The sequence below is a fragment of the Micromonospora sp. SD19 genome (assembly GCF_054462275.1).
On sequence record NZ_JBTLMN010000006.1, the window covers coordinates 139,168 to 154,845 of the forward strand.

The 15,678-nt window shown below is 72.3% G+C and carries 12 protein-coding genes and 1 pseudogene; 5 read left to right on the forward strand and 8 right to left on the reverse strand.

Going from position 1 to position 15,678, the window contains the following annotated elements:
* Window positions 1-22: 22 nt before the first annotated feature.
* Window positions 23-679: a TetR/AcrR family transcriptional regulator C-terminal domain-containing protein gene (locus ACX27O_RS20755; RefSeq protein ID WP_210858711.1), complete on the reverse strand. Its 657-nt coding sequence runs from the start codon at window positions 677-679 to the stop codon at window positions 23-25.
* 118 nt (window positions 680-797) lie between these two features.
* Here ACX27O_RS20755 and ACX27O_RS20760 point away from each other — a divergent pair, with 118 nt between their 5' ends.
* On the forward strand, window positions 798-1,970 hold the full coding sequence (locus tag ACX27O_RS20760) for an acyl-CoA dehydrogenase family protein (protein ID WP_030336937.1): 1,173 nt from the start codon (window positions 798-800) through the stop codon (window positions 1,968-1,970).
* Window positions 1,971-2,033: 63 nt separating this feature from the next.
* Here ACX27O_RS20760 and ACX27O_RS20765 read toward each other — a convergent pair whose 3' ends face one another.
* The 5 genes and pseudogenes from ACX27O_RS20765 to ACX27O_RS20785 all read right to left on the reverse strand — a co-directional run.
* The gene (locus ACX27O_RS20765; protein ID WP_357638467.1) at window positions 2,034-3,071 is read right to left on the reverse strand and encodes an aminotransferase class V-fold PLP-dependent enzyme; all 1,038 of its coding nucleotides are present in this window, start codon (window positions 3,069-3,071) and stop codon (window positions 2,034-2,036) included.
* Window positions 3,072-3,129: 58 nt separating this feature from the next.
* Window positions 3,130-5,319 carry an FUSC family protein gene (locus ACX27O_RS20770; protein ID WP_036412408.1) on the reverse strand — a complete coding sequence of 730 codons (2,190 nt, stop codon included), beginning with the start codon at window positions 5,317-5,319 and terminating at the stop codon, window positions 3,130-3,132.
* An 86-nt stretch (window positions 5,320-5,405) separates the two neighbouring features.
* Complete coding sequence (locus tag ACX27O_RS20775) at window positions 5,406-6,818, reverse strand: FAD-dependent oxidoreductase (RefSeq protein ID WP_030336931.1); 1,413 nt, start codon at window positions 6,816-6,818, stop codon at window positions 5,406-5,408.
* Between the two features lie 73 nt (window positions 6,819-6,891).
* The gene (locus tag ACX27O_RS20780; RefSeq protein ID WP_458940013.1) at window positions 6,892-7,959 is read right to left on the reverse strand and encodes a ricin-type beta-trefoil lectin domain protein; all 1,068 of its coding nucleotides are present in this window, start codon (window positions 7,957-7,959) and stop codon (window positions 6,892-6,894) included.
* A pseudogene (locus ACX27O_RS20785) lies at window positions 7,960-9,201 on the reverse strand (serine/threonine-protein kinase); the annotation flags it as partial.
* A 183-nt stretch (window positions 9,202-9,384) separates the two neighbouring features.
* Here ACX27O_RS20785 and ACX27O_RS20790 point away from each other — a divergent pair.
* Window positions 9,385-10,029, forward strand: coding sequence for a hypothetical protein (locus tag ACX27O_RS20790; RefSeq protein ID WP_358136390.1), 645 nt, complete (start codon window positions 9,385-9,387; stop codon window positions 10,027-10,029).
* Between the two features lie 32 nt (window positions 10,030-10,061).
* Here the strand turns inward: ACX27O_RS20790 and ACX27O_RS20795 are convergent, their stop codons facing one another.
* A complete protein-coding gene (locus tag ACX27O_RS20795) occupies window positions 10,062-10,382 on the reverse strand; it encodes a hypothetical protein (protein WP_245233747.1) in 321 nt (106 codons plus the stop codon).
* Window positions 10,383-10,704: 322 nt separating this feature from the next.
* Between ACX27O_RS20795 and ACX27O_RS20800 the strand changes: the two genes are divergently transcribed.
* Window positions 10,705-11,577: a DUF4231 domain-containing protein gene (locus ACX27O_RS20800; protein WP_051708814.1), complete on the forward strand. Its 873-nt coding sequence runs from the start codon at window positions 10,705-10,707 to the stop codon at window positions 11,575-11,577.
* 281 nt (window positions 11,578-11,858) lie between these two features.
* On the opposite strand, the gene ACX27O_RS20805 is transcribed toward ACX27O_RS20800, so the two are convergent.
* Entirely contained in the window at window positions 11,859-13,238 is a 1,380-nt protein-coding gene (locus tag ACX27O_RS20805; RefSeq protein WP_358126496.1) for a cation:dicarboxylate symporter family transporter, read from the reverse strand.
* A gap of 97 nt (window positions 13,239-13,335) precedes the next feature.
* Here ACX27O_RS20805 and ACX27O_RS20810 point away from each other — a divergent pair, with 97 nt between their 5' ends.
* Complete coding sequence (locus ACX27O_RS20810; RefSeq protein WP_358126493.1) at window positions 13,336-14,922, forward strand: sensor histidine kinase; 1,587 nt, start codon at window positions 13,336-13,338, stop codon at window positions 14,920-14,922.
* On the forward strand, window positions 14,919-15,614 hold the full coding sequence (locus ACX27O_RS20815; RefSeq protein ID WP_030336918.1) for a response regulator transcription factor: 696 nt from the start codon (window positions 14,919-14,921) through the stop codon (window positions 15,612-15,614). Before ACX27O_RS20810 ends, ACX27O_RS20815 begins: the two co-directional genes overlap by 4 nt.
* Window positions 15,615-15,678: the final 64 nt, after the last annotated feature.

Genomic DNA, 15,678 nt, shown 5'->3' on the forward strand with positions numbered 1-15,678 from the left:
ACTAGCGCTGGGAGTTTGGACGCTACCCGGTGGGCCCGGCGGACTCCACCGGGTCGACGGTGCGGGCGTACTCGGCGGCCAGCCCGTGCAGCAGGGCGTCCAGGCCCAGGGCGAAGGCGCCCTCGTCGACGCTCTGCTGATGCTCGGCGAGCCGGTGCGCCTGGCGCAGGTGCGGGTAGTGCGCCGCGTACAACTCCGGGTCCTCGACGAAACCGCGGGCGAACGAGCCGAGCGCCGACCCGGCCACGAAGTAGCGCAACGCCGCGCCGATGTGGGTGGCGCGGGCCGGCGGCCAGCCGGCCCGGACCAGCCCGCCGTAGACCGCGTCGGCCATCGCGAGGGCGGCCGGTCGACGACCCGGCCCCTGCGCGAGGTACGGCACGATGTTCGGGTGCGCGGTGAGCGCCCGCCGGTACGACCAGGCCCAGTCCCGCAGCGCGGTGACCCAGTCCCGGCTGACGAAGCCGCTGGTGTCGACAGCACCGGTGACGGTGTCGGCGACCGCGTCGAGGATCTCGTCCTTGGTGGCGAAGTGGTTGTAGAGCGACGGCCCGCGTACGCCCAGTTCGGCGGCGAGCCGGCGGGTGGAGAAGGCGGGCAGGCCCTCGGCGTCGATGAGCGCGGTGGCGCTCTCGACGATCAGCTGCCGGGTGAGCCGGGGCTGGCGGGGTCGGGGCACTGCGCTCCTTGAGGGTCTCGGGTCGTGGGGTCTGGACGAATGAAAACTTACACCGCTAGTTTAGGTGTGACCGCTGCGTCCCGCAGCGGCGCACCGCCACGCCGACCGAGGGGGAACCGTGGACTTCGCACTGTCCGACGAGGAACGCGCCGTCCGAGACACCGTGCGCGCGTTCATCACCCGCGAGGTGATGCCCCTGGAGGCGGAGGTGCTCCGCCGGGAACGGGCGCACCAGCCGGGCCTGGACCACTCCGAGGTGCGGGAACTGCAACTCAAGGCGCGCAAGTTCGGCTTCTGGGGCCTGGCCACACCGGAAGAGTACGGGGGGATGAACCTGCCGGCCGTCCTCCAGTCGTTGATCTGGACCGAACTGGGCCGCACGTTCGTGCCGTTCCGCTTCGGCGGCGAGGCGGACAACATCCTGTTCCACGCCACCGAGGAGCAGAAGCGGGAGTTTCTCATCCCGACCATCGAGGGCGAGCGCCGCTCCTGCTTCGCGATCACCGAACCGGGCGCCGGTTCGGACGCGGCCAACATCCGGCTGTCCGCTCGCCGCGACGGCGACGACTGGATCCTCGACGGCGAGAAGACCTTCATCACCGGCGGCCACGACGCCGACTTCGCCATCGTGGTCGCGGTGACCGACCGGGAGAAGGGCGCCCGCAACGGCGGCGCCACGGCGTTCCTGGTGGACCGGTCGATGGGCTGGCGTTCGGAGTTCATCCAGACGATGGGCGAGGGCGGGCCGGCGTCGCTGATCTTTGAGGGCGTCCGCGTGCCGCACCGCAACATCCTCGGCGAGATCGGGCAGGGCTTCACGCTCGGCATGGAGTGGATCGGCAAGGGCCGCTACACCATCCCGTCGCACGCCATCGGCATCGCCGAGCGGGTCCTGCAGATGGCCATCGACTACGCCAACACCCGGGAGACGTTCGGCGCGACGATCGGCACCAACCAGGCCATCCAGTGGATGATCGCCGACTCGGAGACCGAGTTGGAGGCGGCACGCTGGCTGGTGCTGCGCTCCGCGTGGACGGTCGACCAAGGGCTGGACCCCCGGCACGCCTCGTCGATGGGCAAGCTCTACGGCGCCGGCATGGTCAACCGGGTGGTCGACCGGGTGCTTCAGATCCACGGCGGCATGGGCTACACCCGGGAGCTGCCGATCGAACGCTGGTACCGGCAGGTCCGGCTCTACCGGATCTTCGAGGGCACCGACGAGATGCAACGGTTGATCATCTCCCGGGACCTGCTGCGCGGCTACACGAAGATCGGCGGCCACCTGGCCTGAGCCGGATGCCGTACGCCGTCGGGGACGGCCGGGTGCGCGCCCGGTCGTCCCCGACGGCGGATCTCAGCCGGTCAACGCCGTCAGAGCGGCGTCCACATCGGCCTCGGTGGAGTAGATGTGGAAGGAGGCCCGGACCCGGCCGGCGCGCACCGCCGCCCGGATGCCGGCCGCCGCGAGGCGCTGCTGCGCGTCGGGCACGTCCACGCTGACGATGGCGCTCTCCCCCGGTGGCCGACCCAGCCCGGTCAGGAACCGGTTGGCCAGTGCCACGTTGTGCGCCCCGATCGCCGACACGCCGATCTCGGCGACCACCTCCAGGGCGGGCGCCGCGCCGACCCAGCTGAACCAGGCCGGTGAGATGTCGAACCGGCGGGCGTCGTCGGCCAACCGCAGCGGCGGACCGTAGTAGGAGGCGTGCGGGTCGCCGCCCGCGTACCAGCCGGCGGCGTCGGGGCGCAGCCGCTCCCGCAGCGCGGGCGCCAGATAGGCGAACCCGGTCCCCCGCGGATTCATCAGCCACTTGTAGCCGCCCACCGCCACCACGTCGGCCCGGCTGCCGTCGAACGGCAACCACCCGCACGCCTGCGTCGCGTCCACCGCCACCAGCGCGTCGTGCGCGCGGGCCGCGGCCACGATCTCGTCGTACGCCGCGACCGCCCCGTCGGCCGACTGCACCAGGCTGAACGCGACCAGGTCGGTGTCGGCGTCGATGGCGTCGACCAGCGACTCCAGCGGCACCGTACGGACCGTGACACCCCGCTCCCGCTGCACCAGCCAGGGGAAGAGATTCGAGGTGAACTCGACCTCGGGGACCACCACCGTGGCACCGGCCGGTAGCGCCGCCGCGACCGGCGCGAGGAGTTGGGACACGGCCGCGCCGACCGCCACGTCACCGACCGGCACCCCGATCAGGCCGGCGAACGCTACCCGGGCCCGGTGCGTCGACTCGCCCCAGCCCTCCCACGACGTACGACCAACCCGCCAGGCGGTAAGGGCCTCCTGCACCGCCGCCCACGCCGGCTCCGGCGGCAGCCCGTAGCTGGCGGTGTTCAACCAGCCCGGCTCCGGCTGCCACAGCTTCTGCGCCTGCTCGATCTCCATGCCTCGACGCTATGTCGAGCCCGGCGCGACGGGGACTGCCAATCCGCGACCCGCGGCCTCACGGCTCCCGGCGGCGTCCGGCCGACTCGTCGGCGGTGGGCCGCTGGATGTGGCTGAGGCTGTCGGCGAGAGCGGCGAGCCACCGATCGACCTCCACCAGGTGCCGGACGGACTGCAGGTCGGCCCCGCGCAGCAGCGGACGGATCCGGTCCAGCTGGTCGACACAGGTCATCGAGACCGGTGCCGGGCCCGCTGTCCGGCCGTGGGCGACCTCGTCGGCGAGGGTGTCGTACGCCGAGCGCAGGCGGCCGGCGGAGTCCGCCAGCAGCGCCGCCGCCTCGGGCCAGCCGGCGAGGCAGCCGGGCGGGTTGCGGCGCAGCAGCGACTGTGCGCCGGGCAGGACGTGGTGCCCGGCGCTCAGGACGGCACCCCAGTTCACCTGCCGCCGGCGTGGATCGTGCCGCTCGGAGTGGTACTGCCAGTACGACGCGTCGACCAGGACCATCCGGCGGCGGACCCGGTCGAGCGCGGCGTCGGGTGGCGGCGAAGCGCCGAGCACCGCCTGGACCGTCTGATCGACGGCGTCAGCGTTGACCGCCAGGTAGCGGGCGGCGTTGTGCCGCAGGTCGTGGCCCGCGCCGCGCGGCCACATCGCCACCCCGGCGAGCACGCCGATCACCGTACCGAGCAGCACGTCGACGAGGCGGGCCTCGGCGAGCCGCCAGCCTTCCGGGCCGAGTTGGGCGAAGACGACAGTCAGCAGGACCGTGAACAGCGCCTGCTGCCACACCGGACCGAGCAGGCGGCCAACCCCCAGGGCCAGCAGCAGGGTGATCGGAAGGACGACGGCGTAGACGACCGGTTCGTCGACGACGAGCATCACCCCGCCGCTGACAACCGCCCCGATGATCGTGCCCAGCACGGCCGGCCGCAGTTCGGTGCGGGTGTCGGCGGCCGAGGTGCGCAGGACCGTGAGGGTGGCCAGCAGCACCCAGAAGCCGTGGTTCAGGTGCAACACCCCGGCCGCCACCCGGGCGATGGCCAGGGCCACGGCCAGCCTCAGTGAGCTGTGCAGGTGGGCCGAGCGCGGCGCCAGGTGGGAGCGGAACTGCCACCAGTACAGCGTCCACGGGCTGTGCCGGGCGTACTCGAACAGCCCCGAGGAGGCGTGCGGGTCGTCGAGCCGCGCCCCGGCGGCCACCCGGCAACCGACGGCGAAGACCCGCGCCTGGTCGGCGAGGGCCAGCGCCGTGGCGTCGCGGCACAACCGCTGCACGTCCGGCGTGTCGCGGACGCTGCCCGCTCCCACGGGGTACGCCGCCTCGGCCCGTGCGACCGCGACGTCCAGGTCGGCGAGGGTCACCGCCGGCGCACCCGGCGACAGGCTCCGGCCGGCGACGCGGGTCGTCTCCGCGCACGAGCGCAGCAGACGCGCCGCCGCCAGGTCCGGAATCGGCTCCGGCGGGGCGTCCGCCGCCAGCCGGTCCGCCTCGACGAGCGCCTCCCGCAGCGCGGCGGCGCAGATCCGCAACGCCCGGTCCTGCGCGCCCGCCGCGGTGGGCGCCCACGTCGCGGGGGTACGGCCCAGCTCGATCGCCGCCATCGCGTCGTACGCCCGCGCGCGCCGAGTGTCCCGGTCGGCCCCGGCGGTGTGCGGGTCGGTCAACGTGGCGGCGGTGTCGTCGAGGAAGGCGGCGAGGCCGTCCGCCGCCGCGGCGAGGCGCTGCCGGTAGGAGACCGGCACCGGGTCGGGCCAGAGGACGACCTCCGCCGCGGCGAGCAGCACGACGGCGAGCGTCACCCCGCCGAGTCGGGCCGGCAGGGTGCCCGGCTGGTACGGCGGGAACGACGCCAGGATGTAGAAGAGCTGGAACGCGCTCGCCAACCCCACCAGGCGCGGGTTGCCGACCCCGGCGAACGCCACCACGAACCCGACGACGAGCATGCCGCCGGCGGCCGCCCACGTGCTCCACGCCAGGAACGAGCCCACCGCGATCAGCGCCCACACCACCGGTAGTGACAGCACGAGGATCCGCGCCCGCTGCGGCGCCGGACCCGGCAGCTTCGCGAACGACCCGGCGGCGATCGTGCCGAACAACCCGTACGTGGCGAGGGTGGAGTTGCCCGCACCGTAGCGGCAGCCGAAGAAGACGACCGACGCGACGAGCGTCAGTCGTGCCGCGCGTCGCAGGATGACGTCACCCGGGTCACGGCGGCGAAGCCGGCCAAGGAGGCTGGTTCCGAGCACTACCGCTCCCCCGGTCCGTCGCAGCAGCCCTCCCCGGCCCACCATTCTCCACCGCGCCCCGCCACGGGCGGCGGGTTACCGGCGAATCATCGCCGGGAGCTGCCCAGCAGACCGAGCCGGAGAGCCCGCAACAGGGTGCCGGGGCGGCTCAGGGCGGCCGGATGGTCGAGCATGGTGGTGACCCGACCCAGCCGGGCGTTGAGCACCGGGTCGGTCAGCGACGCCCGGAAGAGCAGGTCCCCGAACCACTTGGTGACCTTGTAGCCGGGCGGGTACGGCCCGTCGACGTGCGGCAGCTCGATGTCGGCGGTGGTGGAGATCTGCCAGGCCGCGTCGACCACCACCCGGACCTGGTCGAAGTACGCCCGCGCCGGCTCGTCGTGCGGCCTCGGCCCGGATCGCAGGTACCTGGACAGGCAGGAGGCGTGCAGCGTCGCGGAGGTCATGCCCTGGCCGTACACCGGATTGAAGGACGCGACCGCGTCGCCCGCGGCGACCAGCCCGGCGGGGAGGCGGTCGAGCTTGTGGAAGTCGCGGCGTCGGCTGTCGGCCTGGTGGTACGTGACCACCCCGCCGAGCATCTCCCCGTGTTCGGCGATGTCACCGAACATCTGTGGGTAGTGCTCCCGGCAGCGGGCGGTGAAGTCGGCGACGTCGCGGCTGGGCCGGTCACCGTCGTAGCCGGCCACCAGCATGATCCAGCGGTCCCCCTCGACCGAGTTGATGCCACCGATCCGGGCGGTACGCCCCCTGCCCGCCATGGTGTGGAAGACCGCCACCCACGCGTCGCTGACCTTCTCGTCGCGCCTGAAGAGCGCCGTGGCGTAGTTCAGTTTGATCGGCATGCGCTGCATGGGCGGACGCGGCCACCCGTGCTCGGCCAGCCAGTCGCTCAACCGGCTGGACCGTCCCATCGCGTCGACCACCAGGTCGGCCGCCTCGACGACGGGCTCGGTGCCGCCCTCGGGCACGTACCGGACGCCGGTGACCCGCCGCTCGTCGAAGAGCAGGCCCTCCGCCCGGCCGTACACCATCCGGATGTTGTCGACGGCGAGGGTGCGCCGCCGGACCAGCGCCTCCAGGAACGGACGCGTGGTGATCAGCGCCGGCCCGGTGCCGGTCGCCGCGGGTGGCAGGCCCAACATGCCGTTCACGAAGACCTTCGCCGTGCCCGGGTCGCGCGGCGGCGGCGGAGCGCCGAGCGCGAGCGCCTCGTCGGCGATGCCGGGAAACCAGCGCTCCAACTGGACCTGACCGGCGGGCAGCAACGCGTGCACCTGACTGCCCTGCGGCACCCCCGGCCGTGGCCCGGCGTCGACGTCGGACGGGTCCCGTTCGACGATCAGCACCTCCTCGGCGTGATCGCTGAGCACCCGGGCCGCCAGCAACCCGGCCATGCTGCCACCGAGCACCACCGCACGTCGCATGACGACTCTGGTCTCGGCCGGTCGTTCGGCGGTCGCTATCTCCGCGAAGAGCCGGGACGGAGAGGGGGGCATGCGATCACTCCTCGGACGGTCGGGAAGGCGTGGCATCCACGACCGTAACCACCGCCGCCCCCGCCGTCAGCGCTCAGCTGGCCCGCCACTTCTGGTTGGCGTTGCCGGTGCACTGCCAGATCTGCAACCGGGCGCCGTTGTCCGGGTTCGAGTCGACCACGTCGACGCACCTGTCCGCCTTGGTGTTCACCAGGTCGTACGCCTTGTTGAGGGTGAACCTCTGCGACGACGCGCCGGAGCACTCGGCCAGGATGACGTACGCCCCGTCCTGGGTGGAGTGGCCGGCGACATCAAGGCACATCCCCATCGAGCGGACGGTGCCGTCCGACGGGAACGTCCACAGTTGCTTCGCGGTCCGTCGACAGTCCCAGATCTGCGGTCGCGCGCCGGCGTAGGCGTTGCCCTCCGGAATGTCGATGCAGCGGTCACTGGCGAAGCTGGAGATCTGCTTGCCGGCGGGCGGGCTGCTCTTCGTCGGAGACGGTGGCGGAGCGGACGGCGGCGCCTGGTTTCCCCCAGCGGTGGTCGTTCCGCTGCCCGTCCTCGGCGACGGCGGCGGCGCACTGGCCGACGGCGGCGCGCTGGCGGCGCGCGACGGCGGGGCACCCGCGACGGGTAGGCCCTGGAAACCATCCGTGATCAGCGCGAGGACGGCCTCGCTCGCGGACCATTCGGCCGCCGAGGTGGTCCAGTCGATCGAGTACGCGTGCCCGTTGTGGCCGACGAACACCCGGCTCGACGTGTGCATCGGCGTGCCGTCCTGGTCGGTGTACGTCCACGCCCACTCGGCGGCCCGCAGTTGGTAGCGCAGCGCGTCGAGCCGGACCTGCCGATACTCGGCGTACCGGCCGCGTTGTGCCGTCTCCCGCGCCCGCAGCTGCGCGAGCGGGTCCGCGGGGACGGACCGGAGTTCGTCGACGACGAGCACGCGACTGCCGTCCGGCTCGCGGAACACGGCGCGCTCACCGTCGCGCCGGGCCTGCCAGCCGTCCGGCACCGGTACGAGGAAGCGCGGATCGTCACGGTAGTAGCGCCAACCCGCCGGCGGCGGTGGCAGCACCCTGGACACCGGCGTCTCGGCGACCGGCGACGGGTGCACGTCCGGCGCCGCCACGTCGTCGGCACCCGGGTCACCGAACATCCCGCCCTTGAGCACTGACGCGGCCACCAGCAGGACGACCAGTAGCACGGCGGCCCCGATCGACCCGATCAGCCGCGCCCGACGCTGACGACCCTTCCCGGGCACCGGGGCGGCAGCGGGTGACGGGGGCACCGCCGGCGACATGGGCGCGGCAGCGACGGCGGGCGACGTTGGGGCAGCCGGCGCGGCGGGCGACGTTGGGGCAGCCGGCGCGGCGGGCGACGTTGGGGCAGCCCGCGCGGCATTGACAGTCGGTGCCGCGGGGGCGTCGGACGCGTCGGGAACGGCCGGCGACGCGGGCGGACCGGGTTCGGCGGGGACGAACTCGGGCACGATCGTCGGACGGGGCAGGTCGGCCGTGGCGGTGGTGATCCGGGTCAGCGGTCCGCCGTCGGCCCCGCTCACCTCAGTCGCCGGCACATCCGGGGTGGCGGCCTGGCGCAGGAGCCGGTCCGCCTCCTCGGCGCTGATCCGTTGACCCGGCTCCCGGCGCAGCAGTCCCTCCAGGAGTGGGGTCAGCGGACCCGCCCGTCGCGCCGGCGGTGGCGGTTCGGTGGCCAGGGCCGCCAGCGTGGCGATCGGAGACGAGCGGTGGTACGGGGTACGTCCCTCGACGGCCGCGTAGAGGGTGGCGCCCAGCGACCACAGATCGGCCGCCGGCCCCACGTCGCCGTCGGTGGCCCGCTCGGGTGCGAGGAACGCCGGCGAGCCGAGCACCATTCCGGTCTGGGTCATCCGTGGGTCGCCGGGGAGGGTGGCCAGACCGAAGTCGGTCAGCACCACAGTGCCGTCGTCGGCGAGCAGCACGTTGGCCGGCTTGACGTCCCGGTGCAGCACACCGGCGCGGTGGGCGGCCCGCAGCGCGCCCAGGATGCCCAGCCCGATCCGGGCGGCGCGGTCCGCCGACATCGGCCCCTCAGCTTCGAGCACCTGTTGCAGGGACCGGGACGGCACGAGCTCCATCACGATCCAGGGGTCGCCGCCGGAGTGCAGCACGTCGAAGACGCGTACCACATTGGGGTGGCCCAGACGGGCGACGGCCCGCGCCTCACGCATGGACCGTTCGCGCATCTCCCGACGTTCGTCGTCGTGCAGGCCGGGCGGTGCCACCAACTCCTTGATGGCGACGTCGCGCTGCAGCATCTCGTCGCGGGCCTGCCACACGCGGCCCATCCCGCCCTGGCCGAGCGGACGGACCAGCCGATAGCGATCGGCAATCAACTGTCGAGAGGCGTCTGGCACGACAGGAAGGTACCTGCCCTGGTTTACGTACCCAATTCTTCTGGCGGCTGGAAAAGCGACAGTTGGATATGTCACACGCAAGATCGACTGGTTACCGATCGTTCATTTCCGCTATTGGTACGAGCGGTGTCGCCCACCGCGATGTTACCAACGCGTATATCGGCCTCCTGCTATAAATATCGAATGAATTCGAATTCTGCGGAGCGCCGGACCGGACGCGCCGCGGCCGGGGTGGCCGGCCTGTGCCTGGCGGTGGTCCTGTCCGCCTGCACGTCGGCAGGTGACCCGCGCCAGCCCACCTCAGCGCCGGCCGACCGGGCGCCGGCTGATCGGGCAACTCCGGCCGACCGGTCGGCGCCGGCCACCGGTGCCAGCGGTGCCGGGCTGCCGTGCACGCCATCGGTCGACGCGCTGCCGACGCCGCCGGCCGGCTACCGGTTGGTGGGCGAGGATGTGGCGGTGCCCGACACCCCGGTGCTGTCGGCGGGCGATTCCGGGGAGGCCGATCCGGCGGCGCGGCTGTTCGCCAAATGGGGGCTCGTCGTCCGCGCCGGCACCGTCGTCGACCTGCGGGTGGCACCGGGCTGGCAGGACAGGGCCCGGCTCGGGTGGGGCGGCACCGGCGCACCCGCGGCGACCGTCACGGTGCACGCCTGCCCTCCCGAGGGTGGGCAGGCGCAGTGGCTGGCCTTCGTCGGCGGCGCCTGGGTCGCGCAGGTCGCCTGCGTACCGCTGATCGTGACGTCGGACGGCCGGACCGACCGCGTCAACCTCGGCATCGGCACCCCCTGCGACACGACCGCCACGCCGCACCCCGTCACCTCATGAACCCCGAACGGCCCGGCGCCGCCTGCTGCCTCTCAGTCCGGTAGCGCTTGTGCGACTCGATCAAGCAGGTCTCGGGCACCGGCCTGAACATCCGGGTCGGGATCGTCCCGCAGACTCCGGAGCACGGCGCGAAAACGCATCCGGTCCTCCGGCTCCGCGCAGGCGAGCTCGAAGAAGGCGGCGCTCAGGCAACCGGTGAGATGATCCCCCTGCTCCGGCTCAGCGACATGCCACGCTGCCGCGATGAGACGCAGGCCGGCTGCGTCACGACGCCGCAGCAGTTCCTCGGCGGTGGCGTCGGTGACCGCGGTGTTCGCGCTGTCGAGGAGCAGGCTCCGCACCACGGTGTCCACCGGTTCCCGCCCAACGACAGCGCTCAGGTGACGCCCGGCGCGGGCCCGGTCCGACCACAACTGCGACCGGGCCAACCTCAGTGCCTCCCCAATCTCCACCCCCACATCATCCCCGCCCCCACCCGGATCGACGTCCACCGCCCTGGTGATCAAGAGCTTTCCGTCATCCATCCCGGTGTGTCGTGACGCAAACCTCTTGATCACCAGGGGTGACGGGTGGGAGTGGGGGGTGGGAGTGGGGGTGGACAGGGGTGTCTACTGTCTACAGCGGCTGGCGTCCGACTGTCGATGTCCTGGATGTTCTGTCGAGAGGGTCAACGACATGCTGAAGGCCGAGGATCTTCCCCCGTTTCAGCGCGCCGTGTCCGATGAGTCGCAGCGCGGCCAACGCGTGTACGCCACCCTTGTCGCGCTGCGGCTGTCCCTGCTCCTGGTGGCCGCTGTCGCGGGAGTCGCCACCTGGAAGCTCGACAATTTCGCCCTCGGCCCGGCGCTGGCGGCGGGCGCGTTCGCCGCCACCTCGATCGTCGAGGTCTTTCTCCTCACCAATCGTCCGAATGAACGGTGGTACGTCGGCAGGGCCCTCTCCGAATCCATCAAATCACTCACCTGGCGATTCACCGTCGCGGCTGACCCTTTTCCCCGATCGCAGAGCGAATCGGACAGCGTTCAGGAATTCACCAACCGATTGTTGGGCCTGACCGGGGACATGTCGGCCGCCGGGTTGGCGGCTCCCGCGGTGGCCGGGCAACAGATCACTGACGGAATGCGTGCGCTGCGCGCCACCCCCCTTGAGGAGCGCCGCGCCGCGTACCTGGTCGGCCGTCTCGAGGCCCAGCGGGCCTGGTACGCCGAACGGTCACTGGCGAACCGGGCGCGGGCGACCCGCTGGTCGGTGACCATGCTCGTGCTGGAGATCGTCGGGGTGACCCTGGCCGTGTCGAGGGCTGCCGGACTGACGGACCTCGACCTGCTCGGGGTGGCCGCCGCGGCGGTCGCGGCCGGCGCGGCCTGGACCCAGACGCGGCAACACGGCGCGGTGGCGACCGCCTACGCGCTGGCCAGCCAGGAGCTTGCCGCCATGGGGTCACTGGCCACCCGGATCAGTACGGAAGCCGAACTGTCGCGGTTCGTGAATGACACGGAGACGGCGATTTCCCGGGAACACACGATGTGGCGCGCACGCCGACGCTGACACCGCCGCCATCCAGCCCTTGCCGCCCGCTCCCGCCGCTCGCCGCCCGGAGATCGCCGCCCGCCGCCCGGAGATCGACTCGGATTTCAGGAAAGCGCGGTGTCGGGGCCGTTCGGATACCCCGATATTCAGAAAGCGGAGTGGATCACGGCGCGGACCGAGATCACGACGTGGACCGAGATCACGGGGTGGACCGGCATCACGGCGCGGACCGGAGAACACGGCGCGGACCGGGATCACGGCGGCCGGGGCCACCGCGAAGCCCGGTCCACGTCCGTGCATCAGGCCGACGCTCCGGCCGGCGCGGTCTCCCTCTCGTCGGGGCGCGGCGCCGCGTCGTCGTGCTCGTCGACCATCGTGGCCTCGTCGAACGGGTCGTTGCCGCTCAGCACCCCGACCGCCCGGTCCCGGTCGAACTCGCCGGTCCAGGTTCCCACCAGCACTGTCGCCACCGCGTTGCCGGCGAAGTTGGTCAGCGCCCGCGCCTCCGACATGAACCGGTCGATGCCGACGATCAGTCCGACCCCGTCGACGAGGTCCGGTCGGTGCGACTGGAGGCCGCCGGCCAGCGTGGCCAGCCCGGCACCGGTGACTCCGGCGGCGCCCTTCGAGGCGATGATCATGAACAGCAGCAGCGAGATCTGCTCGCCAACAGCGAGTGGCTTGCCCAGCGCGTCGGCGATGAACAGCGACGCCATGGTCAGGTAGATCGCCGTACCGTCCAGGTTGAACGAGTAGCCGGTCGGCACCGTGATGCCGACGACCGGCTTGCTCACGCCGAAGTGTTCCATCTTGGCGATCAGCCGCGGCAGCGCCGACTCCGACGACGAGGTGGACAGGATCAGCAGGAACTCCCGGCCGAGATAACGCAGCAGCGAGAAGATCGAGATCCGGGCCACGAACCACAGCAGCGCGCCCAGGAAGACCAGCACGAAGATCAGACAGGTGACGTAGAAGCCCACCATGATCTGGGCGAGGCTCTTGAGGGCGTCCATGCCGGTCGCGCCGACCACGGCGGCCATCGCGCCGAACGCGCCGATCGGCGCCAGCCACATGATCATGGCGAGGACCTTGAAGACGACCCGCTGGATGACGGTGATGGCGCTGAGCACCGGCTCACCCCGCTGTCCCATGGCCTGGACGGCGAACCCGACCAGCAGGGCGACCAGCAGCGTCTGGAGCACCTTGCCCTCGGTGAGGGCGGAGAGCAGCGTCGTCGGGATGATCCCGAGCAGGAAGTCGGCGGTACCGGCGGCCTCGTCACCGGCGGCGGCCTTGCCCGAGCCGGCGAGGTCCGGGCCGAGGTTCAGGCCGGAGCCGGGGTGGATGAGGTTGCCGACGACCAGGCCGATGGCGAGCGCGACCGTCGACATGGTCAGGAAGTAGCCGAGGGCCAGGCCGCCGACCTTGCCAACCTTCGCGGCCTGCCGGACCGAGCCGACGCCGAGCACGATGGTGCAGAAGATGACCGGGCTGATCATCATCTTGATCAGGTTGACGAAGCCGGTGCCGATCGGCTTGAGTTCCTTGCCGAAATCGGGGGCGACCAGGCCGACCACGATGCCGGCGACGACGGCCACGATGACGGCCAGATACAGGTAACGGGTACGGTCCCGGCGGACCGCCGGCGCCGGGGTGGTGGCGGATGTGGTGGTGTCCATGTCGACAATGTGAAGCGCGTCTCACCCGTTGACAGCCTTGCGGTCATTCTGTTCACCGCGATGGCAGCAACGGCGGCGCGACGAGGAGGTGGTGGAGGTGGCCCGACGCCAGTGGAGCATCGCGGGGCAACTCTTCGCCCTCCAGGCGATGGTGGTGACGTTGCTGGTGCTGGCCGGCGCGGCGGGCGCCGTCTGGCTGGCCCGCAGCGACTCCCGCCAGGCCGCGCAGGAGGAGGTGCTCGCGGTGGCGCAGACGGTGGCGCGCTCCCCCGACGTCCGCGCCGCCCTCACCACCGCCGATCCGGCCAGCATCCTGCAGCCGTACGCCGAATCGACCCGGCTGGCCACGGGCACCGACTTCGTGGTGGTGATGGCCCCCGACCGCACCCGTTTCTCACACCCCACCCGCGAGCGCATCGGCCAGCCGTTCGTCGGCGAGATCGGGCCCGCCCTGGCCGGCCACCCCTTCACCACCACGAACGTCGGCACGCTCGGCGAGTCGGTGCGCGCTGTCGTTCCCGTGTACGACGAGCAGCGGAACATCGTCGGTCTGGTCTCGGTGGGCATCACCACCCGGGCCATCGACCGTAAGCTGCTCGGCCAACTGCCGGTGCTGTTCGGGGTGGCCGCGCCGGCTCTGGCGCTCGCCGCGACGGGCTCCTGGCTGCTCAGCCGCCGGCTGCGTCGCCAGACGCACGGTCTGGGGCCGGCGCAGATGACCCGGATGTACGAGTACTACGACGCCGTTCTGCACTCGGTGCGGGAAGGTCTCGTCGTGCTCACCACCGATCGTCGGGTGGCGCTGGTGAACGACGAGGGCCGCCGACTGTTGGGGCTCGACGCGGACGCGCCGGTGATCGATCAGCCGGTGGCCGGGATCGACCTGCCGCCCGCGGCGGCCGAGTTGCTCGACTCCGGGCGCGACGCCCGCGACGAGCCGATCCTCGCCGGTGACCGGGTGCTCGTCGCCAACCAGCGGACCGCCCGCTTCGAGGGCTCGGCGCTCGGCACCGTGCTGACCCTGCGCGACCAGACCGAGCTGCGCACCCTGGCCAGTGAGCTGGATTCGGTGCGGGCGCTGACCGAGGCGTTGCAGGCGCAGACCCACGAGTCGGCCAACCGGCTGCACACCGTGCTGACCCTGGTCGAGCTGGGCCGCACCGAGGAGGCCGTCCGGCTCGGCACCCGCGACCTGGCCCTCGCCCAGCAACTGACCGACCGGGTGGTCGGCGCGGTGACCGAACCGGCGCTCGCGGCCCTGCTGCTCGGCAAGTCCGCGCAGGCCGGCGAGCGCGGAGTGGACCTGATCGTCGAACCGGACTGCCGCCTCGACGACAGCCCGCTGCCGACCGCTGACCTGCTCACCGTGGTCGGCAACCTGGTCGACAACGCGCTCGAAGCGGTGGCCGGCACCCCGGCGCCCCGCCGCGTACGCGTCTTCGTCGGCGCGGCCGACGACGAACTGGTGGTCCGGGTCGCCGACAGCGGCCCCGGGCTGGCACCGGAGCGGGTCGCCGACGCGTTCCGGCGCGGCTGGTCCACCAAGAGCACCGGCCGCGGCCTCGGCCTGGCGTTGGTCGGGCAGGTGGTGCGCCGGCACGGCGGCAGCGCCGAGGTGGATCGCTCGGACGACGGCGGCAGCCGGTTCACCGTCCGGCTGCCGAGCCGGATCGAGCGGTCATGACCGACATCCGGGTGCTCGTCGTCGAGGACGAGCCGCTGCTGGCCGAGGCGCACGCCGCGTACACCGAACGGGTTCGGGGTTTTGTGGTGGTCGGGGTGGCGCACACCGCGCGGGCGGCGATGGCGGCCCTGCGCGCCGACCACGGCGGCGGCGTGGACCTCGTACTCCTGGATTTTCGGCTGCCCGACCTGCACGGCCTGGACGTGTGCCGGGCGCTGCGGGCGGCCGGCAGCAGCGTGGACGTGCTGGCCGTGACGTCCGCGCGGGACCTGGCGGTGGTGCGCACCGCCGTGTCCCTCGGGGTGACCCACTACCTACTCAAACCGTTCACGTTCGCCGCGTTCCGCGACAAGCTGGAGCGCTACGCCGACTACCGCGCCCAGGCGCTCGCCGACGGCGAGGTCGCCGCCCAGCACGAGGTGGACCAGATGTTCGCCACCCTGCGCGGCACCGCCGGGCACAGCCTGCCGAAGGGGCTCGACGCGCAGACCCTTGATCGGGTACGCGCCGCCCTCACCGACGGCACCCGCGCGGCGGCCGGGCTGTCCGCGACCGAGGTGAGCGCGCTGACCGGCATCTCCCGGGTGACCGCCCGCCGCTATCTGGAGTACCTGGTGACCGTCGACCGGGCCGCGCGCACCCCCCGATACGGCACCCCCGGCCGCCCCGAGGTCGAATACCGACCCCGCTGAACATGGCCGCGCATCCGCGGGACCGCAGACCTCGCCAAGATCCGAGCAAGTTCCCCGATATTGC

Coding starts and splice junctions, on each gene's coding strand:
- ACX27O_RS20765 (WP_357638467.1), bottom strand. CDS start 3,071: ATGGAGATCGAGCAGGCGCAGAAGCTGTGGCAGCCGGAGCCGGGCTGG.
- ACX27O_RS20775 (WP_030336931.1), bottom strand. CDS start 6,818: ATGCCCCCCTCTCCGTCCCGGCTCTTCGCGGAGATAGCGACCGCCGAA.
- ACX27O_RS20780 (WP_458940013.1), bottom strand. CDS start 7,959: ATGTTCGGTGACCCGGGTGCCGACGACGTGGCGGCGCCGGACGTGCAC.
- ACX27O_RS20790 (WP_358136390.1), top strand. CDS start 9,385: ATGAATTCGAATTCTGCGGAGCGCCGGACCGGACGCGCCGCGGCCGGG.
- ACX27O_RS20800 (WP_051708814.1), top strand. CDS start 10,705: ATGCTGAAGGCCGAGGATCTTCCCCCGTTTCAGCGCGCCGTGTCCGAT.
- ACX27O_RS20805 (WP_358126496.1), bottom strand. CDS start 13,238: ATGGACACCACCACATCCGCCACCACCCCGGCGCCGGCGGTCCGCCGG.
- ACX27O_RS20815 (WP_030336918.1), top strand. CDS start 14,919: ATGACCGACATCCGGGTGCTCGTCGTCGAGGACGAGCCGCTGCTGGCC.